Annotated in this window: 22 protein-coding genes; 8 read left to right on the plus strand and 14 right to left on the minus strand. The window is 70.2% G+C overall.

What is annotated here, in order from left to right; translation table 11 throughout:
* The first annotated feature begins 100 nt into the window (after positions 1–100).
* Complete coding sequence (locus AC1HFH_RS21335; protein ID WP_480244558.1) at positions 101–1,015, plus strand: NADP-dependent oxidoreductase; 915 nt, start codon at positions 101–103, stop codon at positions 1,013–1,015.
* 7 nt (positions 1,016–1,022) lie between these two features.
* Here the strand turns inward: AC1HFH_RS21335 and AC1HFH_RS21340 are convergent, their stop codons facing one another.
* Entirely contained in the window at positions 1,023–1,598 is a 576-nt protein-coding gene (locus AC1HFH_RS21340; protein ID WP_480244559.1) for a CGNR zinc finger domain-containing protein, read from the minus strand.
* A gap of 93 nt (positions 1,599–1,691) precedes the next feature.
* Here AC1HFH_RS21340 and AC1HFH_RS21345 point away from each other — a divergent pair, with 93 nt between their 5' ends.
* Positions 1,692–1,982: a hypothetical protein gene (locus AC1HFH_RS21345; protein WP_480244560.1), complete on the plus strand. Its 291-nt coding sequence runs from the start codon at positions 1,692–1,694 to the stop codon at positions 1,980–1,982.
* 552 nt (positions 1,983–2,534) lie between these two features.
* On the opposite strand, the gene AC1HFH_RS21350 is transcribed toward AC1HFH_RS21345, so the two are convergent.
* Complete coding sequence (locus tag AC1HFH_RS21350; protein WP_480244561.1) at positions 2,535–3,824, minus strand: acetyl-CoA C-acyltransferase; 1,290 nt, start codon at positions 3,822–3,824, stop codon at positions 2,535–2,537.
* Positions 3,825–3,902: 78 nt separating this feature from the next.
* Here AC1HFH_RS21350 and AC1HFH_RS21355 point away from each other — a divergent pair, with 78 nt between their 5' ends.
* Positions 3,903–4,268, plus strand: a complete 366-nt coding sequence (locus tag AC1HFH_RS21355) for a DUF1622 domain-containing protein (RefSeq protein ID WP_480244562.1) — start codon at positions 3,903–3,905, stop codon at positions 4,266–4,268.
* 248 nt (positions 4,269–4,516) lie between these two features.
* Here AC1HFH_RS21355 and erm read toward each other — a convergent pair whose 3' ends face one another.
* The 6 genes from erm to AC1HFH_RS21385 form a co-directional block, all read right to left on the minus strand.
* Positions 4,517–5,248, minus strand: coding sequence for a 23S ribosomal RNA methyltransferase Erm (erm, locus tag AC1HFH_RS21360; RefSeq protein ID WP_480247932.1), 732 nt, complete (start codon positions 5,246–5,248; stop codon positions 4,517–4,519).
* 505 nt (positions 5,249–5,753) lie between these two features.
* On the minus strand, positions 5,754–6,371 hold the full coding sequence (locus AC1HFH_RS21365; protein WP_480244563.1) for an ABC transporter ATP-binding protein: 618 nt from the start codon (positions 6,369–6,371) through the stop codon (positions 5,754–5,756).
* Entirely contained in the window at positions 6,365–7,288 is a 924-nt protein-coding gene (locus AC1HFH_RS21370; protein ID WP_480244564.1) for an ATP-binding cassette domain-containing protein, read from the minus strand. The genes AC1HFH_RS21365 and AC1HFH_RS21370 overlap by 7 nt, the downstream gene beginning before the upstream one ends.
* On the minus strand, positions 7,285–8,133 hold the full coding sequence (locus AC1HFH_RS21375; protein WP_480244565.1) for an ABC transporter permease: 849 nt from the start codon (positions 8,131–8,133) through the stop codon (positions 7,285–7,287). Before AC1HFH_RS21375 ends, AC1HFH_RS21370 begins: the two co-directional genes overlap by 4 nt.
* Positions 8,134–8,272: 139 nt before the next feature.
* Entirely contained in the window at positions 8,273–9,226 is a 954-nt protein-coding gene (locus AC1HFH_RS21380) for an ABC transporter permease (protein ID WP_480247933.1), read from the minus strand.
* Between the two features lie 32 nt (positions 9,227–9,258).
* Positions 9,259–10,872: an ABC transporter substrate-binding protein gene (locus tag AC1HFH_RS21385; RefSeq protein ID WP_480244566.1), complete on the minus strand. Its 1,614-nt coding sequence runs from the start codon at positions 10,870–10,872 to the stop codon at positions 9,259–9,261.
* Positions 10,873–10,975: 103 nt separating this feature from the next.
* Here AC1HFH_RS21385 and AC1HFH_RS21390 point away from each other — a divergent pair, with 103 nt between their 5' ends.
* Positions 10,976–11,311: an ArsR/SmtB family transcription factor gene (locus tag AC1HFH_RS21390; RefSeq protein ID WP_480244567.1), complete on the plus strand. Its 336-nt coding sequence runs from the start codon at positions 10,976–10,978 to the stop codon at positions 11,309–11,311.
* A gap of 77 nt (positions 11,312–11,388) precedes the next feature.
* Here the strand turns inward: AC1HFH_RS21390 and AC1HFH_RS21395 are convergent, their stop codons facing one another.
* The 3 genes from AC1HFH_RS21395 to AC1HFH_RS21405 all read right to left on the minus strand — a co-directional run bounded on the left by AC1HFH_RS21395 (position 11,389) and on the right by AC1HFH_RS21405 (position 14,173).
* Positions 11,389–12,597 carry an oxygenase MpaB family protein gene (locus AC1HFH_RS21395; protein ID WP_480244568.1) on the minus strand — a complete coding sequence of 403 codons (1,209 nt, stop codon included), beginning with the start codon at positions 12,595–12,597 and terminating at the stop codon, positions 11,389–11,391.
* Between the two features lie 84 nt (positions 12,598–12,681).
* On the minus strand, positions 12,682–13,125 hold the full coding sequence (locus AC1HFH_RS21400) for an NUDIX hydrolase (RefSeq protein ID WP_480244569.1): 444 nt from the start codon (positions 13,123–13,125) through the stop codon (positions 12,682–12,684).
* Positions 13,126–13,261: 136 nt separating this feature from the next.
* Positions 13,262–14,173, minus strand: coding sequence for an alpha/beta fold hydrolase (locus tag AC1HFH_RS21405; RefSeq protein ID WP_480244570.1), 912 nt, complete (start codon positions 14,171–14,173; stop codon positions 13,262–13,264).
* A gap of 165 nt (positions 14,174–14,338) precedes the next feature.
* Here AC1HFH_RS21405 and AC1HFH_RS21410 point away from each other — a divergent pair, with 165 nt between their 5' ends.
* From AC1HFH_RS21410 to AC1HFH_RS21420, 3 genes are all read left to right on the plus strand, one after another.
* A complete protein-coding gene (locus AC1HFH_RS21410) occupies positions 14,339–14,938 on the plus strand; it encodes a TetR/AcrR family transcriptional regulator (protein ID WP_480244571.1) in 600 nt (199 codons plus the stop codon).
* A 102-nt stretch (positions 14,939–15,040) separates the two neighbouring features.
* A complete protein-coding gene (locus AC1HFH_RS21415; RefSeq protein WP_480244572.1) occupies positions 15,041–16,294 on the plus strand; it encodes an ion channel protein in 1,254 nt (417 codons plus the stop codon).
* A gap of 137 nt (positions 16,295–16,431) precedes the next feature.
* A complete protein-coding gene (locus AC1HFH_RS21420; protein ID WP_480244573.1) occupies positions 16,432–17,517 on the plus strand; it encodes an AI-2E family transporter in 1,086 nt (361 codons plus the stop codon).
* 21 nt (positions 17,518–17,538) lie between these two features.
* Here AC1HFH_RS21420 and AC1HFH_RS21425 read toward each other — a convergent pair whose 3' ends face one another.
* Both AC1HFH_RS21425 and AC1HFH_RS21430 read right to left on the minus strand, forming a co-directional pair.
* Positions 17,539–18,096, minus strand: coding sequence for a hypothetical protein (locus AC1HFH_RS21425; RefSeq protein WP_480244574.1), 558 nt, complete (start codon positions 18,094–18,096; stop codon positions 17,539–17,541).
* Positions 18,097–18,109: 13 nt separating this feature from the next.
* Positions 18,110–18,367 (minus strand): hypothetical protein, encoded by a 258-nt coding sequence (locus tag AC1HFH_RS21430; protein ID WP_480244575.1) that lies wholly within the window; start codon positions 18,365–18,367, stop codon positions 18,110–18,112.
* A gap of 365 nt (positions 18,368–18,732) precedes the next feature.
* On the opposite strand from AC1HFH_RS21430, the gene AC1HFH_RS21435 reads away from it, so the two are divergent.
* A complete protein-coding gene (locus AC1HFH_RS21435) occupies positions 18,733–18,993 on the plus strand; it encodes a hypothetical protein (RefSeq protein ID WP_480244576.1) in 261 nt (86 codons plus the stop codon).
* Between the two features lie 6 nt (positions 18,994–18,999).
* On the opposite strand, the gene AC1HFH_RS21440 is transcribed toward AC1HFH_RS21435, so the two are convergent.
* Positions 19,000–24,978, minus strand: a complete 5,979-nt coding sequence (locus AC1HFH_RS21440; protein ID WP_480244577.1) for an amino acid adenylation domain-containing protein — start codon at positions 24,976–24,978, stop codon at positions 19,000–19,002.
* Between the last annotated feature and the right edge of the window lie 107 nt (positions 24,979–25,085).

Raw genomic sequence — 25,085 nt, forward strand, 5'->3', positions numbered from 1 at the left:
CGGGGTGACCTACGCACTTCGGAGTGCGTACTTCCCAATAGAGAGTAACCCATCCAAAGTGGTGTGGCACGACATCAGCACAAGCCACACAGGAGATTCGATGGGAACCGCAACCTTCCGCACCGCTGTCGTTCGCACGCCGAACGGCCCCGATTCGATCGAGTTCGTCGACGCGCCGCTGGCCGAACCCGGCCCCGGAGAGGTTCGGGTCGAGATCGCCGCTGCGGCCGTGAACCCGGTCGATCTGTGGGTCACCGGCGGCAGGTTTCACGACCTGGGCTGGATCAGCCGGGACCGCGTCGGCCTGGGCTGGGATTTCGCCGGAACGATCAGCGCTGCCGGACCGGGCGTGGAACTCACGGCCGGCACCCGCGTCGCCGGACTGGTCGGCGGGGTCGATCGCGACTTCGGCACCTACGCCGAACAGCTCATCGTGCCGGTCGCCGATATCGCCGTCGTACCCGACGGCCTGGACCTCGACGCGGCGGCGACCGTCCCGCTGAACAGCCTGACCGCCGCCCAATTGCTCGACCTCCTCGGCGACGCCCCCAGCGGCGGCCGCCGGCTACTCGTGACCGGAGCGGCCGGCGCGGTCGGCGGGTACCTGCTCGGCCTGGCACCCGAACGCGGCTGGCAGGTGACCGGCTGGGCCCGACCCGAAGACGAACAGTTCATCCGGGACCGCGGTGCGGATTTCACCACCGAACCCGGCACCGGCTGGGACGCGGTGGCCGACGCCGCCGCGCTGCAGGAGCAGGCCGTCGCCCTGGTCCGCGACAACGGCACCTTCATCGGCGTGCATCCGCCGGCCGTACCGGCCGCGGAGCGGGGCATCTCGGTGACTGCCGTGGCAGTCGAGCCCGACGGCCGGCGGCTGAGCGCTCTGCTGGCCCGTACCGCCACCGGCGAACTGCCGGCCCGCATTCACGAGGTCCTGCCGCTGGAGCGGGCCGCCGACGCGCACCGGGCGATGGCCAAGCGCGGAGTGCGGGGTCGCTACGTCCTGCACCCCTGACCGGAACTCATCCGGCCGAGCCCCCGGCGACCGCCCGGTTGCGGCGCCGATGACGGCCCGCCCGGGCGCGGGTACCGCACCGCCCGGTGCACCAACTCTGGTCGCGGCGGCCGGGTTCGAAAAACATGCCGCACCCCGGCGCGGGGCAGCGCCGTACCCGGCGGCGACCGGCTTCGATGTCGGCGAGCAGCCGCAACGTCTCACGGGCCAGGCGGCCTTCGGCATCCTCGGCAAGTTCGACGGTGCGCACCTTCCCATCCTCGTCGAGCGCGAAGGTGATCGGCGCACGGGCGGCCAGTTCGTTGAGCCGGAGCCGAGCCGATTCCGGGACCGGTGCCGCCCGGTCGGCGGCATCGAGCACCACGCCGACCACCTTCCGCAGGCGCTGCAGCACCGCAAGTGGGGCTGCGGCGAGGTGTGCGTCCGCCACCTTGCTCCGCCAGATGGCCAGGGTCTCCGATGCGGCGAGCAGATCCAGGCTCGCCGAATCGGACACCGCCGGATCTTCGACCACAACCGTGTTGGCGAGCGCCAGCACCAGGTCATCGTCGATCCACGGCATCTCGGCGAGATCGCTCTGCATGCATCGACTATAACGCGCTTCGTACGCAAAACCGTGATACCGTTCGTAACGGCTTTTGATCTAAAAGCCGTTACGAACGAAAGGATGGCGCGGATGCCTGTGATCGAGTACGTACGGTTCGAGTCGACCGACCGAACCGGCCTCATCGGTCAGCGAGACGACCTCATTGCCCTGCTGCAGAAGAAGTACGGAAACGACTTCGTCGGGGCCCAACTGGCAGAATGCGCCGACGGCTCGTTTCTCGAGCTGATGGTCTGGGCGACGCGGGAAGCCGCCGAACGCGCCGCCGCAGAAGTGCCCAACGACCCCGAAGCATCCGGCTTCTTCTCCCGCATCGGAGCGGTCCGGGAGATGGGACACGCGGACGTACTGCACACAGCCTGACCAGGATGAACGAGCGAGCCGACCGGAACCCGGGCCGGTCGGCTCGCCCCGCTGGTGCAGCACTCGGCGCCCAACCGGCCGTCGGCGAAATACAGGGCCGCCGCGTCCGGCAATCCTGGCCGAGACACGGCACGATCACCCAGCGGTGCCACCGAGGCCCGGGCAATTGCTGCCCGGCACCGCGTCGCCCGACCGGGCACAGCACAGTCGACGTTTGTCGCCATTGCCGCGCTGGGCCGCAGCCGCCGGCCCAGCCGGCATCGAGAGCCTGCAGTCACTGCCCCAGTGACTCGCGCGTGGCTCCACCGAGGCCCAGAATCGCATGGGTTCCGGCGAGCAGTCCACAGAGCGGACGAAGACCCGGTTCGGTTCCGCAGCACATATCTCGAACGGCTCACCGCGCCACCGGCACGGCATCTTCGGGCCCTGCCTCATCGACACAACCTGACCTGCTGCGGGTTTCCGCACCGGCTGTCGGTCCAGCCGGTAGGCCCGGTTCACTACCGAGCCAACCGGATCCGGCGGCCGTACGACCGGCCGGCGGTCCGGGTGTCAGACCTGTTCGAGGACCGCGGAGGCGCCGATGCCGCCTGCGGCGCAGATGCCCAGCAGGGCGGTCTGTTTGCCGGTGCGGGACAGTTCGTTGGCCATGGTGGTCACCATGCGGGCGCCGGTGGCGCCGAACGGGTGGCCCAGCGAGATGGAGCCGCCGTGCACGTTGAGGTTGTCGATGTCGACGGTGCCCACCGGTTCGTCGCGGCCGAGGCGGGCGCGCGCCCATTCGGGGCTGGCGAGCATGCGCAGCACCGACAGGGTCTGCGCGGCGAAGGCCTCGTGGATGTCGACGAGGTCGATATCGGACAGCGTCATTCCGGCCCGCTCCAGAGCGCGGGGCATCGAGATGGCGGGGCCGATGAGCACCTGGTCCGCCGGGTCCACGCTGACATAGCTCCAGGACCGGAAGGCGGCCAGCGGCGTGAGGCCCAGTTCGCGCGCCTTGGCCTCGCTCATCATCAGCACCGCGGCGGCACCGTCGGTGAGCGGGCTGGCATTGCCCGCCGTCACGGTGCCGTCCTTCGCGAACACCGGCTTCAGGGTGGACAGCTTGTCCACACCGGTATTCGCCCGGACCAGGCCGTCGGTGCGCACGTACTTGCCGTCCGGCGTCTCCACCGGGACCACTTCGTCGTCGAACCGCCCGGATTCGATTGCGGCGGCGGCACGCTGGTGCGAGCGGGCGGCGAAGGCGTCCTGATCGGCGCGGCTGATCCCGTTGATCCGGGCCATCTTCTCGGCTGACTCCCCCATCACCTCGCCGGTGGTCCGCTCGGCGATTCTGGGCTGGCGCGGCAGGATGTCGGTGAACGGGGCCAGCTGCCGGATCACGTCCAGATAGTCCTTGGGGCCCGGTTTGCCGAGCGCCACCGGCGCAAGGGCGTGCACCACCTTCTGCGGCAGTGTGACCGCGGCATTGCTGGTGGAATCGCTGCCACCGGCGACCAGGATGTCGTATTCACCGCGCTCGATGGCCGCCGCGGCGGAGGTGATCGCCTGCAGGCCGGACGCGCACGCCCGCGTCACCGTATAACCCTCACAGCCGTGGTCGAACTTCAGATCCAGGGCCACTTCCCGGGCGATATTCGGAGCATGCGGCGGCAGTACCACCCCGCCCCAGACCATGGCCTGGATCTGTTCCGGTGCGACCCCGGCCCGATCCAGCAGCCCGCTCACGGCGGCGTCGGCGAGGGCGATGCTGTCCAGCCGGGTGAAATCGGTGAACGCGCGCACGAACGGTGTCCGGGTTCCCGCGACGACGACGGCGCGGTGGCTATTCTCGGCCATGAGATCCCCTCCAGTAGGTGATACAGGCAGTATCATAAACCACTGCGCGGTACCGCAGGGACGACGTCAGGAGCGTTCATGCAGTTCACCGAGGTCATCGAGATCACCGGAAAGTTCCTGGACGTCGCCGGGGTGGCCGCCATTGTCGTCGGCGCCCTGATCGGCACCGTCCAGTTCGGCCGGGCCCTGACGCAACGCCGCGAGTTCGAGCCCGCCTACCGCCGATACCGCCGGGGGCTCGGCCGGGCAATCCTGCTCGGCCTGGAATTCCTGGTCGCCGCCGATATCATCCGCACCGTCGCCATCTCCCCCACCTTCACCAGCGTCGGCGTCCTCGCCCTGATCGTGCTGGTGCGAACCTTCCTCAGCTATTCTCTCGAACTCGAGCTGACCGGGCGCTGGCCGTGGCAGCGGGCGGAACAGCCCGAAGGCGGGACCGCCTGACCGATGCGGTCACGCCCGGCGCCCGGGCACGCGGCGCCCCGTCCCGAGCCGCCGGCGCGGTCGACGACCGTTTCGCGCTTGCACCTGACGTAACGTCAGGTCATACCGTCGACCACGCCGGTGCAGGGTGCGCCGGTGGAAGTGGGATGACGTCGAGGCCGACCGCATCGAGAACGAGTTCTGCGGACCGTCGGGAGGAGCCGACATACCACGGCAGCGAGGGCTCGGCGGATGTCCGCAGACTGTTGTCAGCTGCGGCCGCGCTCCACCCCGGCCAGCTCGTGATACAGGGCGATCCACTGGTCCGGGTGCACGTAGGCGACCACCGTGTCGCGCCGGATACCTGCCCGGTCGAAGGCCCGGGACGCACCGCGGTAGTGCGGGCGTAGCGACGCGTACAGGGTGCCGCCGGTGCCCCGGAACCCGATCTCGACGAGCCGGCGGTAGCCCGCCGCGTCGCCGACCAGCGGTCGCGGGCGGCGTTCGATCCGCAGGATCGCCGAATCGACGGACGGGACGGGGCGAAAGCTACCCCGCCCGATCCGCCCGGCGAGCGACCAGGTGAACCACGGCCATTCGGCCACCGTCAACCGGCTCCACCGGCCGTAGTCACCGGTGCGTTTACGCGCGTACTCGAGCTGGGTGACCAGCGTCGCCGCGTCGAGTCCGGGCGCGTGCAGGCACCAGGACACGATTCGGGCGGTCGCCGAGTACGGGATGTTGCCGACCACCACGAACGGTTCGCGCGGTGGCCGGGCCTGCAGGAAGTCGCCGGTCACGATCTCGACATTGCGTGCGTTCCACAGCCGGGACCGCAATCCCGACGCGTATCGCGGATCGATCTCGTAGCCCACCACCCGGGCGCCGGTGGCGGCCAGTGCGCCGGTCAGCGCGCCGGCACCGGCGCCCGGTTCCAGCACCAGACCGGCCATCGGTGCGGCGGCCGCGAGTATCCGGCGCACCGCGGTCCGGTCGGCCAGGAAGTTCTGCGACCGTTCTCGGCGCGTCCGGTCGCGCGGAGTCCGTTTGCCTGCGCCGGGGGTGTACTTCCGGCGCGCGCCGGAATCGTTTCGGTATGAAGATGTCTGCGCCACGGCAGCTGCCCTTTCGGGTCCTCGAGATGAACAGGTCTCGATGGGGCCCGGGCACGCCGGCAGGCGCGCTGTACGCCTCGCCTGCTAGCGGACCGGAGCCCGGTAGCTGCGGATACGCACGTAGACGGACGCTGCGTTGAAACACGACATGGTTCGTGACGCTACGGATCGCGGCCGGGCCGACGCAAGGGATTTTCGGCCGCAGCGCCCCGACTCGGCCGGCACCCGGTGCGCAGACGCGCTACCCGGCACCGCAGCCGTAGTCGACAGCAGCTTCTCCGGAGCGGGTCCGGCCGCACCGAGTTGCGCTTTCCGCACACCCGAGTTCGGAATCGGCAGGCTTTCGGGCAAACCGGGGCGATTGCGTGCGAATAGCGCAACTCATCGCGATTCAGCCCGGCGCCAGGACTCCCCGATCCAGCCGCAACACCCGGTCGCAGCAGGCAGCGAGCAGGGCCTCATCGTGGCTGACCAGCAGGACGCCGGCGGCGGGAGTGTCGGTAATGACGCGGGCCAGGGCGGCGGTGGTGGCGGCGTCGAGCATGGCGGTCGGCTCGTCGCAGAGCAGGTAGCGGGGTTGCTGGGCGAGGGCGCGGGCGAGGCAGGCGCGCTGCAGTTGGCCGTCGCTGACCTGGTGCGGGCGGCGGTCGAGGAGGCCGGGGGTGAGGCCGACGCGGGTGGCGAGGCCGGTGATATCGGGACGGCGGTCACCGCGGATCCGGAGCGGTTCGGCGATGATCTCGGCGAGGGTGAATCGGGGATTCGTCGCGGTGCGCGGTGTCTGGAAGACCACTGCGATCGCACCGCGGGGTGCGGGGCCACCGTCGACGGTCACTCTTCCGGCGGCCGGGCGCAGCAGGCCGGCGAGGACCCGTACCAGGGTGGTCTTGCCCGACCCGGAGTCGCCGTAGAGGCCGACCACCTCGCCGGGAGCGACGGTCAGGTCGACGGCGGTGAGCACGTCGGTTCCGGTGCGGTGGCCGGCGGTCACCGAATGTGCGGTCAGCATGCGGTACTCCGTTCCCGGATCCGCCGGGCTCCCCTGGTCACCATTTCGGATGGGCCGCCGGCGTAGGGGCAGGGTGCGGAGGGGTCGGTCGGTTCGGGCGGGGCGTGCGGGAGTGGCCGGAGGCCGCGTTCGGGCAGGGCGGCCAGCAGATCGGCGGTGTAGGGGTGCCACGGATCGTCGAGTACCGCACTCGCCGGACCGGTTTCGACCAGCCGGGAGGCGTACATGACGGCGAGCGAGTCGGCGACACCGGTGCGCAGCAGGGCCGCGAGGTCGTGGGTGATCAGCAGGACGGCGGCCCCGGCCGCGGCGCAACCGCGTAGCAGGCCGAGGAGGTGGTCGGTGCCCGCGCGGTCCAGTCCGGCGGTCGGTTCGTCGGCGACGATCACCTCGGGGTCGCCCGCCAGTGCGGCGGCGACGGCCGCCCGTTGCGCCATACCACCGGACAGTTGATGCGGATAGCGATCCAGGGCTTCGACCGGGAAGCCGGTCCGGGCGGCGAGCTCGGCGCCGGTGTACGAGGCGCCGAGGGCCGCGATCGTTTCGTCCAACTGGGTGCCGATGGTCCGGACCGGCGTGAAGTGGGTGATCGGTGACTGCGGGATCAAGGCGACCTGTCTGCCGCGATACGGGTCCGTGGTGGTCCGTACATCGATGACACGATCGCCGAACCGCACCGTGGCGGTACCGGTGATTTCGGAACCGGGCGGCAGCAAGCCGAGCACGGCCGCTGCCACAATGGACTTCCCGCAACCGGACTCGCCGGCCAGGGCGGTCACGGTCCCGGCCGGGACGGACAGCGTCACATCGGTGACGGCGTGGACCACGCTGTTGCCGCGCAGCGGGATCCGCACCGAGAGCGCATCGATCTGCAAGCCGCGAGTGGCGGCCGTCCCGGTCTGTGGTGGTGCGGTCATCGGGGCATCCTCGACGGTTTCGGTGGGGCCAGGCGGGTGCGCAGCACGGCCCCCGCGCCGGCGACGGCAAGGGTGGTGAGCACCAGCCCGGCGGCGGGGAAGACGAGCATCCACCAGCCGCCGAGCAGCAGGGAGTCCCGGGCCTGGGCCAGCAGGGTGCCCAGGCTGGGCTCGTGTGGCGGCAAGCCGAAACCCAGGAACGACAGGGTGGATTCGTGCCAGACCGCATGCGGCAGCAGCAGCACCACCGCGATCAGGGCCTGCGGCGCCACCGCCGGCAGCAGGTGCCGGGTCAGCAGATGGCCGCGTCCGGCACCGGCCAGCGCCGCCACCTGCAGGTAGTCCCGTTCACGCAGGCTCAACGTCTCAGACCGGACGATCCGGGCCACCTGCACCCAGTGGGTGAGGCCGATGGAGAGCACCACGGCGACGACATTGCCCCGGAACAGGGCGACGATGACGATGCCGAGCAGCAGGTGCGGCAGGGCATTCGCGGTGTCGGCGAAGCGCATCACGACCCGGTCGGTCCAGCCACCGGCCAGCCCGGACACGGCACCGATCAGGACTCCGACGACGGTGGACAGCAAGGCGGCCGCCGCCGCGACCAGTAGTGAAGCCCGCAGTGCCGCGGCGGTGAGCACGAACAGGTCCCGCCCGGCCGCATCGGTGCCGAACAGATGATCCGCCGACGGCGCCTGCCGTGCGCTCGCGAAATCCGTGAGTCGCAGATCGACGCCGGTGAGCCACGGGACCAGTACCGCGTAGGCGGCCAGCACGGCGAGCACCGCAACGCAGACCAGCAGCCGCCTGCTCTGCCGCTCTGTTCGTAGGACTGCGCACCGCACAGCGGGCCTCCCATCCGTCGATCCGTCGTCGCCGGGCGGCCGAACCGGGCGTCTGCCCTTCGAACCCGTACCCCTCGGTACGAGCATCACCCGATCCAGCAGCCCGCTCGGTTCCCGGATCGCCCGGCGCGAGCACCGCCTACCCATCGGCCCGCACCCTCGGATCGAGTACGACACAGGCGATATCGGCGAGCAACGAACCCAGCAGCACTGCCGCTGTGGTGCCGACGGTGAGCACCGCCAGCAGCGGCATGTCCAGATGGCGGGCCGATTCCACGAATCCGCCCGCGATACCCGGCCAGGAGAAGATCTCCTCGACCAGCACTGCCCCGACCACCACCTCCGGCAGGCGGACGCCGACGATGGTCACGAACGGCGCCAGCGAGGCGGGCAGGATGTGCCGGCGCACGATCACCGGCTGCGCGATACCGCGCGCGGTCGCACCTGTCACGAAGTCCTCACCGCGATTGGCGGATACCGACTCCCGGACCGCCAGCAACAGCCACGGCAGCTGGGAAATCGCCAGCACGGTCACCGGGAGCATCAGATGCCGGGCCACCTGGCCGACGGTCGGATCGGCGCCCGCATCGGTGAGCCCGGCCGGCGGCAGCCAGCCGAGGCCCACCGCGAACACGCCGATCGCGGCCAACGACACCACGAACGGGGGCAACCCCTGGACGATCACACAGGCCGCCGCGAGCATCCGGTCGAGCCGGCCGCCCCGATGCATTCCGGCCCAGGTTCCCGCGGTCAGGGCGACCAGTACGGCGGCCGTCATTCCCGTCACGACCAGCAGCATCGTCCACGGAATACGTTCGGCGAGCACCTGACTCACCGGCTGGCCGAAGCCACGAGAGACGCCGAGGTCGCCGGACACCACCGCTTGCAGCCAGTCTCCGTATACGTGATACCACGGGTCGTCGAGTCCGAGTTCGCCGGCGATCACTGCCTTGTCGGCCTGCGAGGTCACCTGGTAGCGGTCTCCCAGGTAACCGACCAGCGGATCGAACGGCGAGTACGCGGCGGCCGCGAACAGCCCGGCCGATACCGCGAACAACACCGGCACCAGGGTCAGTAGCCGCAGCGCGGCCATCCGGGGCAGGCCACGCCCGCGCATCCGGGCGATCACGGTCGCCGGGTCCAGGTGTGCAGCGACCACCAGGGCCCCCAGGTGACCCCGTGGGTGTGCGGCTCCAGGATCGGCCCCGACATCTGCCAGTCGGCGTCGCGGACCACGTAGGTGTGATCCAGGAAGGCCAGGAAGACATAGCTGGGATCGTCGAGATAGGCGGCCTGCACGGCGCGGTACGCTGCAGCGCGGGTACCGGGATCGGCACTGCGCCGGGCGATGTCGAGTTGCCGGTCGATCTCGGGGTCGGCGTGCCGGCTCGCATTGTCGTAGACGCTGCCGACGTCCGGATCCAGATAGTCCGAATGCAATGTCTTGTAGGCCTGGGTGTCCGGATCGTAGGGTTCGTCACCGCCGCCGAGCAGGATCGCGTCCTGCTCGACCCGCGGCTCGATCCGGTCCCAGGACAACGCCTCGAGGTCGACCTCCACACCGATGCGACGGGCGTCGGAAGCGAACGCCTGCGCCAGATCCCGGCGCAGCGTGTCGGTCGAGTTGTACAGCACGGTGAACCGGGCCCGTACCCCGTCCCTGGCCCGGATGCCGTCCGGGCCACGCCGCCAGCCGGCGGTGTCGAGCACTGACTCGGCGCGGGCACGGTCGAACGGGAAGGTCGCGTCCGGATCGTGGCTGTCACCGTACACCTCGGGGAACGGCGTGTAGGCGGGCCGGCCGTAGCCGCCGAGCACATTGTCGGTGATCGCCTGCCGGTCCACGGCCAGGTTCAGCGCCCGCCGGACGGCCGGGTCACCGGCGACCGGATCGGCCTCGGGCAGCGAGACACCGCGCCAGTCCGCCGAGGTGTTCGCGATCACCGAGATCCCGTCCCGGTCGGCGAAGCCCGCCGCGGCCAGCGGCGGCAGGGTGGTGCCGTCGAGTTCGCCGGCCGCCATCCGCTGGGCACGGGTGTTGTCGTCGGGCGCGTAGAGCAGGGTCAGCCGGCGTACCTCGGGCGCGCCACCCCAGTAGTCGTCGTTCGCCGCCAGCACCGCACGGTCGGGACCGAGTTCGGCCAGCCGGTACGGCCCGGTGCCGATGGGTGCGGTGTTCAGCGGCGATTCGGCGGCCGGCCCGGGTTCGGCGACCGCCTCGGCGGGCACGATACCGATCAGCAGTTTGGTGGGGAATGCTGCGTAGGGGTAGTGCAGCGTGAATCGGACGGTGCTGTCGTCGAGCGCCTCGACTCGGTCGATCATCTCGAACGAGGAGCGCGCCGGCGAGGCCGAGGCCGGATCGAGGATCGCCCGGTAGGTCGCGACGACGTCATCGGCGTCGAAGGCCGAACCGTCGCTGAACCGGACGCCGGACCGCAGGCTGACGGTCCAGGTGTCGGCCTCGTCGTCGGGTCGTGGCGCAGCGGCAGCGAGCGCCGGTTCGAACCCGGGCATTCCGGGCCCACCGGTCAGGCGCAGCAGGCCGTCGTAGAAGCGCCCGTCACCGGCGGCACCGTAGCCCGCGATCGGGTTGTACCCGCCGAGTTCGTAGGCGTCCGCGAGCACCAGCCCTTCGGTGCGGGTGGGTGTCCCGCAGGCGGCGGCCGTCAAGGCCACCAGTGCGGCGACGACCACCCGCCGGAGCCACCGGGGCCGTCCTCGATCCGGTCCCGGCATATCGAACCCTTTCGCTGTTCATCTGTTCAGACAGACAGATGATAGCAACCCCTGCGCCCGGTCGCCGCGGCACATCGGCCGAGCCCGCTAAGCTGAGACCGCCATGGGAGAACCGCAATCCGTGCCGGGGTCACCGGTAGAACGCGGGCAGCATGCCCTCCGGGACGTCGATATCCACGCCTGGTCCCGGCGTTTCGACCTGCTCTCCGATCCGAACCGGCTGGAGATCCTGCTGTGCCTGCACCGGGCCCCCGGCATCAGCGTGGGCGAGCTCGCGGCCGCGATCGGCCGTAGCGAGAACTCGATCTCGCAGGCGCTGCGCGTCCTGCGCCAGGAGAACTGCGTCAGCTCGACCCGGGTCGGCCGCTCGGTGCGCAACCGGCTCGACGATCCGATCGTCCACGAGATCCTGCACAGTATCGGCGCCCGGCACGGCTGAATCCGACTCGCCGGACTACCGGCAGGCTCCGCGAGACCCGGCAGATCAGCAGCACAGCCGGATCTGTCGGACTGGGGTCAGGCGACGTGCCGGGCGGCATCGCCGATCACCGCGGGGGCCGAGCCGATGAGCGTTGCCAGGAACTGCCGCTGTTCCCGCCGCCCGCGCCGGTCGGCACGGGTCCGCCCGCCGGGCACCACATGATCGGACACCGAGCGGATCGCGTTCACCGGCGCCCGCATGACCGGATACCAGGGCAGGGTGTGCGCGGGAAGGCCGAGCCGGCGCATCGCCGCCGGACCGAGAAACGCCATGGCCACCGACAGGTGCCGGCTGCGCGCGATGCGGCCGCGTAGCGCCGGCAGGTTGCGGTAGTGCCAGTCCAACGGTTCGTCGGCCATCGGCCGGGCCAGCTGCGCTGAAGTGCAGTCGGGGTTGGTGATGGCGGTCATGCAGTGGTAGAGGATCCGTACCGAATCACGGAAACCGCTGGGCAGGAACGGCTCCTGCACGCCGATCAGCCAGCCGACGTAGCGGGCCAGGTGGGCGGCGTCGTCGGCTTCCCGCGGCGTGGCCAGCAATCCCATGGCGAACCCGCCGACCATCGGTGCGATCAACGCCCCGACCAGCGTCGCCGCCATATCCGTCTGATTGACGGGTACACCCCATTCGTCCTCGCGCCAGTCGGGCAGTGCGGCCACATAGCGGCGCACGAGGCCGTGGATGAGCCGGACGCGCAGCGTGGAGCGGTACCCGACGCCGAATCTGGCCATCCCACCTTCGGAACTGACGTCGAGCGCCCACTGCAGCGTCTCGGCGAACCGCTTCGCGGGCCCCTTCTCCAGCGCCCCCGTACGCAGCAGGGTCTGGTTGAAGCCGGACGCCAGATAGCCGCCGAGCAAGGAGACGTCCCGCGCGATGTAGAGCCCGTCGGCACCACCACTGCGGTAGACCCGTTCGGCGCGATGCACCCGTTCCCGGTCCAGCCAGGGCGGATCGGTCTCGACCAGCCGGAAGAAACGAACCAGCGGCTCGGGCGCATCGGCGACCTGGTCGATGCCCGCGCACAGTGCCTGCTCGAACAGCGGGCGGGTGTTCGGCAGCCCCTCCGAGTACATCCATTCGACGAGTTCGTCCATCGGCGGATCACCGATGGACAGTGCCTCGCCCAGCAGCCGCCATTCGGCGGGCCCCGGCGCGCCGATCCCCATCAGCATCGCGAACGGCCGCAATCCGGGAACAGCGCGCGGGGCAGCAGGGTGTCGCCGCGGAACGGTGCGGACCATTTCAGCTCTCCTTCGAGCCACCCGATCGCTGTGACCTCGGGGTTGACACAAAGTTACTGAAATACTCTCACCAGTTCAAGAGGGCTATTCCCCGAGTTGCCGATACGCCTCGAGAATCTCGTGGATGGACGGCGTCACCGAGAGGTCACCGTCGAGCGGAACCCAGCAATAGCGCGCATGGGCACTCAGCACGATCGGCGCGGTGGCGGCTACGTCCACCGCGAAGTGCAGCCGGCGCACCGGCTTTCCCGCCGGGGACAGGTAGTCGAAGTCGCCGACGTGATGCCGGATGGCGGTGACCTCCAGCCCGGTCTCTTCGAGCACCCCGCGAATCACGGCCTCGTGGACCGATTCTCCCGACAGCACGGTGGCCCCGGGCAGCTTCCGGGTCGGATGGATCGGCCCGCTACTGTGCGGCTCGAGTAGCAGGACACTCCCGTTCCGAACGATTATCGCACCCACCCGCAGGCCGATTCCGTCGAGCTCACCGTGTGGAAGCAACTCGTCGAACATCGATGCGGGCACCATCGAACTCACCAGCCTTGCGATCGCAACGGAACGGCCGTAGTGGAATCTACGTCGTATCCGACAGGTTACTACCGGATAACCACCCGCCTCGATCCATCCCGGAGATTCGACCCCGAATCGTGCTTCCGGCAAGGGTTTACACGTCATCTCCGGCGGACGCGTCCTCCCGTCCACGGATCCGTGCACAGATGATGTCGGCGAGCCCGAGCGGACGTTCGTCGGGGATCCAGTGACTCACCCCGCGGAGCACCTCGAGCCGGTACGGTCCGGTGACGTATCGGGCGGCAAGTTCCGCCGAACGGCGCCCGATCGCCGCGTCCTCGTCGCTCCACACATGCGTGGTCGGCGCCGAGACGGGCCGGCGCAGCGCCCACGGCGCGGTAAAGGGCACTCCGCGATACCAGTTCACCGCCCCGGTGAGCACGCCGCGGTCCAGCACCTCCCGGTGCACTCTCTCGATCTGATCGGCATCCATCCCGGTGCCGGCCAGGAGCCGATCCAGCACCCGCGGGAACCGGCCCAGTACCCACTCCGGCAGCCAGGGAACCTGGAGCGCACCCATGTACCAGGACCGCAGCGCCTGGTCACTGCCGAACATCGAACGCACGAACGCCGCCGGATGCGGCACCGAGACCGTGGTCAGGGTGCGCACCAGCTCCGGCCGGCGAGCGGCCAGGGACCAGGCGACCACCGCACCCCAGTCGTGCCCGACGAGATGCACCGGACCGGTACCGACCCGATCGATCAATGCGACCACATCGGCCACCAGGGCGGCACTGCGGTAGGCCACCCGACCCCGGGGCCGGGCACCCGGCGAGTAGCCGCGCTGATCGGGCGCGACCGTCCGGAAACCGCGCTCGTTGAGAATCTCCGCGGTCGGTTCCCACGAGGTGGCGGTCTGCGGAAATCCGTGCAGCAGGACGACGACCGGACCGTCCAGCGGCCCGGTGTCCAGAACCGGGAAGACCAGCCCGGCCCTGGTGAACGACAGCACTCGGGTCGGTGCAGCCGTCGCGGCATCCCGCCGTTGCGATGCGCGAGCGTCCATGGGAACTCCTCCCGGTTCGTCCCGGACCACCATATGCGGTACCGGACGTAACACAAACAATTGACCAATGAGTAATTTAGGAACCGGACGCCGTGGCGTCAATGCCCGACACGGCTGCTGATAGCGTCGTCGCCGGTATCCGGCCCGGCGAGAGAAGGGGGAAGGGTGGCCAGCAGGTCGGGCTCCAAGGGCGTACCGCGCCCCGAACGCGAGACCCAGATTCTGGACGCCGCCGCGATCGAGTTCAGCGATCGCGGGTACGCGGGCACCACCGTCGCCGCCGTCGCCACCCGGGCCGAAATATCGAAACCACTGGTCTACAGCTATTTCCAGTCCAAGGAAGGGCTGTACCGGGCGTGTGTGTGCCGGGCCGGTGACGAGCTGACCGCCGGTATCGCCGCAGCCATGGACAACCCGGGCCGGACCGGGATCGAGCGCGCCGTCGACGTCCTCGATGCCGTGTTCGCCGCCCTGGAACCGCGCCCGCACGACTGGAACGTGCTCTTCGACCACACCCTGCCGCCGGGCAGCAGTGCGGAACAGACCGCCCGCGGCTACCGCCAGGCCCTCACCGAACAGGCCGCGGTCGGTGTCTCCGGGTCCTACGCCGGCACCCTGACCGACCCGCGCGATCTGTCCGCCCTCATCCACGTCTGGACCCACACCGTCACCGCCCTGGTCCGCTGGTGGCTGCGCAATCCCGATCAGTCCGCCGCCGATATGGCCGAGCGCAGCCGGCGGTTGTTCGCCGCCCTCACCGCCTGAGATCCACGCGACAGGGTTCCGCGCGACAGGCCGTCGGAAGGTCCACGGCCGCGAGGCGGCCACCGGGGAGAATCGGCGCATGCCGACCCCCGGGGAGTCCGGATGAGCATTCCGCACACACCGACCGATGTCCGCGCGCTGTCCCGGCACGTCCTGCCGGCGACGGTGATCGGACTCGGCTGCGCCCTGATCCTCATCACGATCGACGTGGTGGCCGAGCAACTGGAACATCTGATCTGGGATTCGGCCCCCGGGCTGCTGGGCACCGACGGGGATCGGTGGTGGTGGATTCTCGGCACCCTGACCGTCACCGGCATGCTGGTCGGCGCGGTGGTGTGGAAGATGCCCGGTCATGCGGGTGCCGATCCGGCCACCCTCGACCTGCTCGACGAACCGATACCGGTCCGGGTGGTCCCCAGCCTGACGATCGTGCTGATCATCGGCCTGGCCGGCGGGGTCAGCCTGGGGCCGGAGAATCCGATCACCGCCATCAACACCTCGTTGACGATCTGGCTGATCGCCCGATACTGGACCCACGTGGCACCGGCGACCGGTGTCATGCTGGCCACCGCCGGCACGGTCGGCGCCCTCTTCGGCACGCCGGTCGCCGCCGCGCTGATCCTGACCGAGGTGGCCTCGCGCTCCGACGACGACCGGCCGCTGTGGGACCGGATGTTCGCCCCGCTGCTCGCCGCCGGCGTGGCCGCCATGACGATGACCACCTTCACCCGGCCGGTTTTCGCCGTCGACGTGCCCGCCTATCAGGGACACCTCTCGGTGCTCGACCTGGTGGCCGGGTTCGCGGTGGCCGCTGCGGCGACCGGACTGTGTCTGCTCGCCGTCTACGCCCTGCCGGCGACGTATCACGCCTTCCGGCGCCTGCCCAACCCGTTCGTCGCGATCACCCTGGGCGGCTTCGTCCTGGGTCTGCTCGGCATCCTGGGCGGCCCGCTCAGCCTGTTCAAGGGGCTGACCCAGATGCAGGAGATGACCGACCGGGCGCCGGAGCTGGGCACCGGCGAGCTCGTCGTGATCACCCTGGTCAAACTGGCTGCGCTGCTGATCGCCACCAGCTGCGGCTTCCGGGGCGGGCGGATCTTCGCGGCGGTTTTCATCGGCGTCGGAACGGGTTTGATCGCGATCGGGCTCTTCCCGGCGCTCTCCCCCGCCGTGGCGGTCGGCTGCGGGGTGCTGGGTGCGGTGCTGGCAGTTGCCCGATTCGGCTGGCTGGCCCTGTTCATGGCGGTGGCAACAGTCGGCGATATCGCCATCCTGCCGTTGGCCACCCTGGTGATCCTGCCGCTGTGGCTGCTGGTGGCCAATCAGCCGCAGATGGTGGTCCGTACCGCGGCCTAGCGGCCGCGGTTCACCCGTTTCGGGCGAAATCGGGCGGAACTCCGGACGGATACGGTGCGCCGCCCGGATATTCGAAAGGCCGCACCGACAGAATCGGGTGGGCAGCCGTGCCGCCCGGCGAGAAGGAGCTCTGGCAGATGCCGAACGACACCAGTACCACCGCCTCGCCCTGGTCGATCCCCCGCGGCTTGATCGTATTGCTCGCTTCCGGCGCCGCGGTGGTTGCCGTCGCCGGGATGAAGCTTTCCGCCGGGCTCCTCGGGCCGGTGATGCTCGCGCTGGTGCTGGCGGTCACGGTACAGCCGCTGCAGACCTGGTGCCGGCGACGCGGCCTGCCGGCCTGGGCAGGCATGGTCGCCGCGTTTCTCGGTGTCCTGGCGATCGTGGTCGGGCTGATCGGCGGGCTGGCCGTCTCGGTGGCCCAGCTGGCCACCGAACTACCGCAGTACTCCTCGCGGTTCGATGATCTGCTGGACAATATCCGGGATCTGCTCGCCGGTTTCGGCATCGGAACCGAGGAAATCCACGACATGCTCGAAGGCGTCCAATTCGGCAAGCTCGTCGGATACCTGAGCGCCGCGCTGGCCGGGCTCCTCGCCGTCTGCTCGAATGTCGTGTTCCTGCTGGCGGTCGTCCTGTTCATGGTGGTGGACGGCATGACGATCCGAGCTCGGATGGCGATCGTCTCCCGGGTGCGGCCCGAGGTGGTCGACACCCTCGCCGGATTCGCCGCCGGTACCCGCAAATACCTGGTGGTCTCCACCGTCTTCGGGCTCGTCGTGGCGGTGTTCGACGGTGCCGCACTGTGGTTGATGGGGGTGCCGCTGCCGGTGCTGTGGGCGCTGCTGTCGTTCATCACCAACTACATTCCGAACGTCGGATTCGTGCTCGGCCTGATCCCGCCCGCGTTGCTGGCCCTGCTGGAAGGTGGCTGGCAGCTGGCCTTCTGGGTGGTCGTGGTCTACAGCGTGATCAACTTCGTGATCCAGTCGATCATCCAGCCCAAATTCGTCGGTGATGCCGTCGGTCTCAGCGTCACCATCACCTTCCTGTCCCTGGTGTTCTGGGCCTGGATTCTCGGGGTGCTCGGCGCGCTGCTCGCGGTCCCGATGACGCTGCTGCTCAAAGCCCTGCTGATCGATATGGATCCGTCCACCCGCTGGCTGGGTGTCCTGATCAGCGGCAAGGTTCCCGATGCGGCAGAAACCCCGGCCGGGTCGTGACCCGGCCGGAGCCGGTCCGGGTCAGCTGGTCAGCGGCAGCGACAGCCAGCGGATGTCCCGGGCGGTGACCTGCCCGCCGCCGGCCGCGGTCACCGCGACGGTGACATCCTCGGCCAGGGCCAGATCGTCACCGTCGAGAGCGTAGATCGAGACCAGCAGCTCCCGTCGATCCGGATCCGGTGCCAGCGCGAGCCGGCGCCGCCCACCCGAAGGCAGCCGGTGCACCGGCACTTCCACGGTGGCCGGGCAGCCGGAGATCAGCATGATGGCCGCCGCGAATTCACCGAGCGGATCGGTGGCCGCCACCGGTGTTCCGGCCACGGCACCGCGCAGCACCGCGGCCAGTGCGGCCTGGCCCGGAGCCGTCGCGGGCAGATCCACATTCCGCCAGCGGCGTACCGGCGGAAAGGAATCGACTCCGGCGCCGCCCCGGCGCCGCCACCGCAACCCGCCGGAGCGGCACATTCGGTCGATCACCGTTCGCCACCGGGCGACGTCATCGATCACCACCAGCAGCTCGACCACCCGGCAATCGGCCGCCGGCTCCTCCGGGCCGGGGTCGGCGAACATCACACTCATCGAATACCTCGCGTCAGGTCCCTCGCTCATGGCTGCGCCGCCAGGCGATGGTGAAGGCCGCCGCCGCGGCCGACACCAGCGCGATCGACAGCGCTGCGGTAGCCAGCAGGGCTCCGGGCCCCGACGGAGCCACCGCACCTGCCTGGCGGATCAGCACCGCCGCGGCCATCGGACCGACCGCAACGAGCACCGGAATCAGAAGTAGCAATCCGACGGCAACCAAACGGTCCGGTGCCAGCGAGAATCGCCGCACCGACGTGGGGTTACCCATCGTTTCCGAGGTTGGGGAGCGTCCCCCGGCTGCCATGGCCATTTCCGCACCTCCCGATCGTCCCCGCATCGTCAGAAAGCCGTACAACCTGCGGATATAGAGATTACCCGGCTCATGCGGCGACATTCGTGATCTTGTCCGAATGGTACCGAATGGTGATGATTCGTTCCGGCAGTGAACCGCGGGCACACCCGGGGAAAAGTTCAGAACTGATTTATTTTCAGAATTGCCCGCCGGTAGCCGTCAACCGGAGCATACTGACCCACCAGCGGTGCCGCGCCACCGCCCAACCGAGTCCCGGCCGACCGGGCGCCGACCTCGTCCCGGCAGCACCCTGGTTCGGCCACCCCGACAGGAGCCGTCTCGTGTCCGTGCAAGTCCCCGCCGCGACAGTACAAACCCCCGACCGCGAAGTTCGGACCCTCAGCCGACACGCCTATGAACACCACCAGTACACCGGGTCCGCCGGCACCGTCGATTCACTCGACGACGCCGCGGCCGTGGCGCGCTGGCAGCGCGACTATCCGGCCTGGACGGGCCGGTACTGGGTGTTCGAGGCGAGCGGCGACGGTGGCCGGTTGCGGCCGGTCAACGTCGCCGCCCGGACCGCCCCGGCCGCAGCCTGACCGGATTCAGCCGGCCGTCGCCGGATCCGGCAGCAACCCGTCGGCGACGAAACAGCCGAGGTAGCGGTCGATGAGCGCCGCATCGATCGGCGGGCAGGAGATCTCCGTCCCGGCCAGCGCCGCGCGGGTCCGCCCGTCGTCCAGGATCACCTCGGCCGTTCCGGATCCGACATCGGCGAAGTTGCCCACCAGCAGCGCCGCCCGGGTCAGCGTGTCGTGTTCACCGGCCCGGTCCGCCAGCCGCCGTTTCGCTTCCTCGGCGCCGACCGTCTCCAGCGGATATCCGCACCGGACCAGGCCCGCGAACAGTTCGGCGATCCGGGTCTGCCGGGGATTCATCAGGTGATACCGGTCCCGGTCCGGAAGCTGCTGTCCGGCGATCGCCACGATCGCGGCCGCGACATAGTCCACCGGTGCCAGCGATACCGTCGCCGCACCGACATCCGGGGCGATACCGAGATGAGCCGCCGCCCGCAGCATCGTCCACATCGAATCGTCCGCGGCGGTGATGCCGGTGCCGGTGGCACCGCTGATCAGCCCGGGCCGGTACACCGCGACCGGGAGGCCGCGCGCACCCGCTTGCAGCACCAGTTGCTCGGCCACCCACTTCGCCGCGACATAGCCGTGCCGCGGCACCTGTGCCGCGGCGATCTCTGTCTCTTCCCCGACCACGCCGGTCGTCTCGGTACCCAGCACCGCATTCAACGTGGACACGAAATGAACCGGTTTGACCCGCTTGGCGGCGGCCAGCCGGAGCACATCACGGGTCGCCCCCACATTGGCGGCGCGCAGGTCCGCATAGCGCTCGAGGTGATTCACCCGGGCACCGTTGTGGAAGATCGCACCGATCCGCCCGGCAAGGTCGGCCCAGGTGGATTCGTCGACACCGAGCCGGGGCCGCCCCAGATCCCCGGGTACCACCCGGACCCGCTCGGCGAGCCCGGCCGAGTCCAGCCGGTAGCGGAGGAAGCCGTCCTGCAATCGGGCGAATCCGTCGGCGGGGCCGGTGCAGCGCACCAGGCAGTGGATCCGGGCGCCGGTGCGGTCCAGCAGTTCGCGCAGCAGGTGGGCGCCGAGGAAACCGGTGGCACCGGTGAGCAGGATGTCGTCGGGCACGAGTTCGGCGGGCCGCGCCGTTTCGGCGATCCCGAACGACGCGTCCAGCCGGGCGTCCGCAGCCAATTGCACCGGCCAGGCCGCCTCGTCGTCGGCCGCCGTCCGCTCCAGTTCGGCCAGGGCATACGGGGTCGCCGCGGTGAAAATGGCGCGTGGATCGACGTCCAGGCCGAGCCGCTCACGCAATCGCGCCCGCAGCGCGAACACCAGCAACGAGGTGCCACCCAGCTCGAAGAAACCGACACCGGGCGCGACCTGCGGCAACTCGAGCACCTCGGCGAACACCGCGGCGATCGCGGCCGCCCGGGCGTGGGTGTCCGGGTCCGCATCGCTCGGCTCATCATGGGCCGGACCGGCGACCCGCCGCCCGGCGGCGACGGGCGACCCGCCGGCGGCCGCCCCTGCGACAGCGGACAACCCGACGGCTGTCGGCCCGGAATCGGCCGGCCCGGCGACGAGCGGGCGGGCCGGGCCGGCACCGATCGGGCGGTCCGGATCGGCGGTCACCGCGGCAAGGAGATCGCGATACTGTTCGGCCAGTGCAGCGACCGTCGATCGATCGAACAGGTCCGTGGCGTAACGGAACTCGCCGACGAGCTCGTCCCCGGATTCACGCAAGGTCAGCGCCAGCTCGAAATGTGCCTGGTCGAGCGGTAATTCGAGCCTGGACCAGTGCAGGTCACCGAGTACCGGGTCCGGTGCGGCAGGCAGGTTGTCGACCGCGAATGCGACCTGCACCAGCGGATTCCGGCCCGGCTCCCGGGGCATTTCCAGCGCCTCGACAATCCGGTCGAACGGCAGCTCGGCATGGTCGAACGCATCGAGCGTGCGCGCCCGGACATCGGCCAGCAGCGCCGTGAAGGATTGCCCGGCATCGATCGTGGTGTGCAACGGCAGGGTATTGACGAACATCCCGACCAGCCGATCCAGCGCCGGATGGCCACGTCCCGCCACCGGGGTTCCGACGGTGATTCCCGGGCTGCCGGTGATCCGGTGCAGCAGCAGAGAATAGACCGCACACCCAGCCATGAACAGGGTGGTGCCGGTGCGGGCGGTCAGCTCGTTCAGCGCGGCCGTATCGGCCGCCGGTATCCGGAATTCGATGCTGTCGCCGTGCCGTGCGGTGCCGCCGTAGGGCCGGTCCGTGGGCAACGGCAGATAGCCGGATACGCCCCGGAGAGCCTCGGTCCAGTATTCGATCTCTGCTGTTCCGGCCCGATTCTGCTGCCACAGTGCATAGTCGGCGTACTGCAGCTCCAGCGGCTCCCAGCTCGGCGCCTGTCCGGCGACGGCCGCGGCGTAGGCGGCGGTCAGATCGGCGATCAGCGGACCGAACGACCACCCGTCGGCGGCGATGTGGTGCAGCACCACGGCCAGCACGTGCTCGTCGGTGGCGGTGCGCAGCAGCCGCACCCGAACCGGCAACTCGGTGGTCACGTCGAACGGTGCCCGGACGAACGCCGCCAGCTCGGCATCGATATCGGCGGCCCGGATCGGCACCGGCACAACTCGTTCCGCGGCTTCGGCACCGGGCAGGATGCGCTGCCACGGCTGCCCGTCCACCTCCGGGTACACGGTGCGCAACACCTCGTGCCGGTCCAGCACTGCGGCGAACGCGGCCCGCAGCGCGGCCGGGTCGAGGTGGCCACGCAGGCGCAGGGCCACCGGCAGGTGGTAGGCCGACGATTCGGGGTCGAGCTGATTCAGCAGCCACAGGCGCAGCTGGGCGGGCGCCGGCGGAATCCGGTCCGGGCGAAGTCCGGCCGTCGGCGCCGCGACCTCATCCGGGGCACCGGTGAGCCGGGTGGCCAGTTCGGCCACGGTGGGGGCATCGAAGATCTCCCGTACCGCGATCCCCAGCCGGGCCGCGGCCCCGGTCGCGGTCAGCGATGTCCCGCCGAGCGCGAAGAAATCGTCGTCGGCACCCACCCCGGTGGCTGCGAGGACGTCGGCGAACACCGCCGCTACCCGCCGTTCGTCCCGGGTCTCCGGCAGCCGGAACTCGGCCCGGCCGAAATCCGGCGCGGGCAGGTTGCGGGTGTCGAGTTTCCCGTTCGCGGTCAACGGCAGCCGATCGAGCACCACATAGGCCGCCGGCCGCAGATAGGCGGGCAGCGCGGCAGCGGTTTCGGCCCGAACCGCGGCGATATCGATCGTCGCGTCCGAATCCGGCACCAGATAGGCCACCAGGTGAGCACCGGTCCGCGGATCCTGGTGCGCGGTGACCGCGGCCCGCGCGATCTCGGGCCGCGCGGTCAGCGCGATCTCCACCTCACCGGGCTCGATCCGGTGCCCGCGCACCTTGATCTGAAAATCGGTGCGCCCGTGGTAAAGCAGTTCCGGATCGGCGCCCGGGGTGAGGGTGACCAGGTCGCCGGTGCGATACAACCGGTCCCCCGGTGCGCCGTACGGGTCGGCGACGAAGCGGGCCGCGGTCAGCGCATGCCGGCCACGATAGCCACGCGCCAGCGCGGGACCGCCGATGTACAGCTCGCCGGGGACGCCGGGCGGAACCGGTCGCAGCCGGGCGTCGAGCACCAGCGCCCGGAAACCACGCAGTGGGGCACCGATGGTGACCGGCCGACCGGACACCAGATCCCCGATGGTGGCGATATCGGTGGCCTCGGTGGGGCCGTACCCGTTGCGCATCTTCCGGCCGGGTGCCCAGGCATCGACCAGGTCGGCCCGGATCGCCTCGCCGCCGACGCCGAGCACCCGGAGTGCGTCCAGCTCGGCGGGGTCGAGGGTGGCCAGGACGGCGGGGGTGATGATCGCGTTGGTGACCTGCTCACGCTGCATCAGCGCGGCCAGATCCGGCCCGGCCACGATGTCGCGCGGTGCGACGATCAAGGTCGCCGCACCGGCCAGGGCGCACAGCTGCTCCCCCACCGCCATATCGAATCCGGGCGAGGCGTGATGCAACGTCCGGGCGCCCGGCGCCAGGTCGTAGCGGTCCCGGCGCTCGGCGGCCAGATTGGCCAGTCCGCCGTGGGTCACCACGACGCCCTTGGGGGTGCCGGTGGAGCCGGAGGTATAGATCAGGTAGGCGGGGTGTGCCGGATCCAGCCGGGCAGCCCGATCCGGGTCGGTCACCGGGGCCGCCGAATGTCCGGCGGCGGTTTCCGGGTCGTCGATACGCAGCCACCGGACCGCCGAGGCCGCGGCGTCGGAATCCGCGGCGCCGGGACCGAGCAGCCCGAGCCGCACCCCCGAATCGGCCAGGATGTGCGCGATGCGTTCGGCCGGATATCCGGGATCGATGGGAACGAACCCGGCGCCGGCCTTGGTGATCGCCCAGATCGCCGCCACCGACTCCGCGGACCGGTCCATCCGCATCGCCACCAGGGTCTCCGGCCCCGCCCCGGCCGCGATGAGCGCGCGGGCCAGCCGGTTGGTCCAGGCATCGAATTCGGAATAGGTCCAGCGGCGTTCACCGTGCACCACGGCATCGCCGTCCGGATTGCGGTGCACCGCAGCGGTGATCAGGTCGGCGAGCGTCGCGAGCGGGCCGGTTGCCGGGCCGTACCAGGGCACCAGCAGCTCGGTCTCCGCGGCGGTCAGCAGAGCGAGATCGCCGAGTTCGGTGTCCGGCCCGGCGCCCGCCAGATCACCGAGCAACCGTTCGAACCGCCGATGATGTGCGGTCAACTCGGCCGGGCTGTATCGGTTCGGATTGGCCTCGAACTCGACCCGCAGACCGGTCTCGGCGACCGGATAGACGTTCATCGCCAGATCCGCGACCGGGCCGCTGGACAGCAGATGAAGGGTCCCGCTCGCGGCGCCGAGGTCCAGCCCGGCCCGGAAGTTCATGATGTTCACTGCCGGGCCGAACTCGCGCTGTCCCGGCAGAAGTTCGCCGTCGCGCCGCAAACGCTGCACGTCCTCCCCGCGGAAGCGTTGCCGGCGGAGTGCACCACCGAGTTCGGCGCGGGTCGCCGCCAGCAGTTCGGCCACGGACTGCCGATCCCGCACCGGAATACGCAGCGGCAGCACATTGCTCACCATGCCGGCCGCGCGGCGCAGGCCCGCGGTGGTGCGAGCGGTCACCGGCAGGCTCAGCGTCACCTCCTCGGTGCCGGTCAGCCGGCCGAGGTAGGCCGCGAGTGCGGCCACGGCGACGACGGTGCCGCGACTCGTGTCCGCACCGTCCCGCAACGCGTCCCGAATCCGATCGGGCAACGGACCACCGGCCCGGACGGCCACCGGGTCGGGGGCGCCGGGCCGCAGCGCGAGGCTCACCGCCGCCGGCAGGTCGCCCGCCCGTTCGGCCCAGTAGTCGCGGTCGGTCCGATACCGCGCCGAGTTCCGGTAGCTCTCGTCCGCGGCCACCAGCAGTCCGGGGGTGTCCACCGGAGTACCGGCAGGGCGGCCACCGGCGGCGAGCTCGGCGTAGCACTCGGCATGACGCTGCTGTAGCAGCATGGCTCCGTACCCGTCGAGCGCGATGTGGTGCGCGCGCGAGTACGCGAAATGCCGGTCTGCGCCGACCTGAAGGATCGTCGACCGGATCGGCGGGTCGGTGCGCAGATCGAACGGGCGGCGCTGGTCGGCGCGCATCCATTCGTGTGCTGCAGATATGGGATCGGCGGCATCGCGCAGATCCAGGTAGCCGATGTCGTCGGCGATCGAATAGTCGACCCACTGCCGTACGAATCCGTCCGCGGCGCGGCCGAACCGCACATACGCGCCCAGTTCCCGGGCCGCGGTCCGGGCCGCTTCCTGCCAGCGCTGCCGGTCGAGGGGGCCCTCGATATCGATGTACTGGGTGGTCGTGAGGGGGATCTCGCCCAGGACCTCCTGGGCGACCCACACCTCCTGCTGCGCCGAGGTGAGGGGGAGCGAATCAGCGGCCGGGCCGGTCGGAACCATGGAACACTACCTCGGAGTCAGCGAACATAATCCGCTCTAGGTTAGCTTAGCCTTATCTTCTCCGGAGTTGCGGGGCGGGTGCTGGAGAACCGCACCCGAGCCACCCG

Source organism: Nocardia sp. KT25-26, from assembly GCF_056627695.1.

Bases quoted from the DNA above. Each gene is read 5' to 3' on its own strand.
- AC1HFH_RS21335 (WP_480244558.1), top strand. From the start codon at position 101: ATGGGAACCGCAACCTTCCGCACCGCTGTCGTTCGCACGCCGAACGGC.
- AC1HFH_RS21340 (WP_480244559.1), bottom strand. From the start codon at position 1,598: ATGCAGAGCGATCTCGCCGAGATGCCGTGGATCGACGATGACCTGGTG.
- AC1HFH_RS21345 (WP_480244560.1), top strand. From the start codon at position 1,692: ATGCCTGTGATCGAGTACGTACGGTTCGAGTCGACCGACCGAACCGGC.
- AC1HFH_RS21350 (WP_480244561.1), bottom strand. From the start codon at position 3,824: ATGGCCGAGAATAGCCACCGCGCCGTCGTCGTCGCGGGAACCCGGACA.
- AC1HFH_RS21355 (WP_480244562.1), top strand. From the start codon at position 3,903: ATGCAGTTCACCGAGGTCATCGAGATCACCGGAAAGTTCCTGGACGTC.
- AC1HFH_RS21365 (WP_480244563.1), bottom strand. From the start codon at position 6,371: ATGCTGACCGCACATTCGGTGACCGCCGGCCACCGCACCGGAACCGAC.
- AC1HFH_RS21370 (WP_480244564.1), bottom strand. From the start codon at position 7,288: ATGACCGCACCACCACAGACCGGGACGGCCGCCACTCGCGGCTTGCAG.
- AC1HFH_RS21380 (WP_480247933.1), bottom strand. From the start codon at position 9,226: ATGGCCGCGCTGCGGCTACTGACCCTGGTGCCGGTGTTGTTCGCGGTA.
- AC1HFH_RS21385 (WP_480244566.1), bottom strand. From the start codon at position 10,872: ATGCCGGGACCGGATCGAGGACGGCCCCGGTGGCTCCGGCGGGTGGTC.
- AC1HFH_RS21390 (WP_480244567.1), top strand. From the start codon at position 10,976: ATGGGAGAACCGCAATCCGTGCCGGGGTCACCGGTAGAACGCGGGCAG.
- AC1HFH_RS21395 (WP_480244568.1), bottom strand. From the start codon at position 12,597: ATGGTCCGCACCGTTCCGCGGCGACACCCTGCTGCCCCGCGCGCTGTT.
- AC1HFH_RS21400 (WP_480244569.1), bottom strand. From the start codon at position 13,125: ATGGTGCCCGCATCGATGTTCGACGAGTTGCTTCCACACGGTGAGCTC.
- AC1HFH_RS21405 (WP_480244570.1), bottom strand. From the start codon at position 14,173: ATGGACGCTCGCGCATCGCAACGGCGGGATGCCGCGACGGCTGCACCG.
- AC1HFH_RS21415 (WP_480244572.1), top strand. From the start codon at position 15,041: ATGAGCATTCCGCACACACCGACCGATGTCCGCGCGCTGTCCCGGCAC.
- AC1HFH_RS21420 (WP_480244573.1), top strand. From the start codon at position 16,432: ATGCCGAACGACACCAGTACCACCGCCTCGCCCTGGTCGATCCCCCGC.
- AC1HFH_RS21425 (WP_480244574.1), bottom strand. From the start codon at position 18,096: ATGAGTGTGATGTTCGCCGACCCCGGCCCGGAGGAGCCGGCGGCCGAT.
- AC1HFH_RS21430 (WP_480244575.1), bottom strand. From the start codon at position 18,367: ATGGGTAACCCCACGTCGGTGCGGCGATTCTCGCTGGCACCGGACCGT.
- AC1HFH_RS21440 (WP_480244577.1), bottom strand. From the start codon at position 24,978: ATGGTTCCGACCGGCCCGGCCGCTGATTCGCTCCCCCTCACCTCGGCG.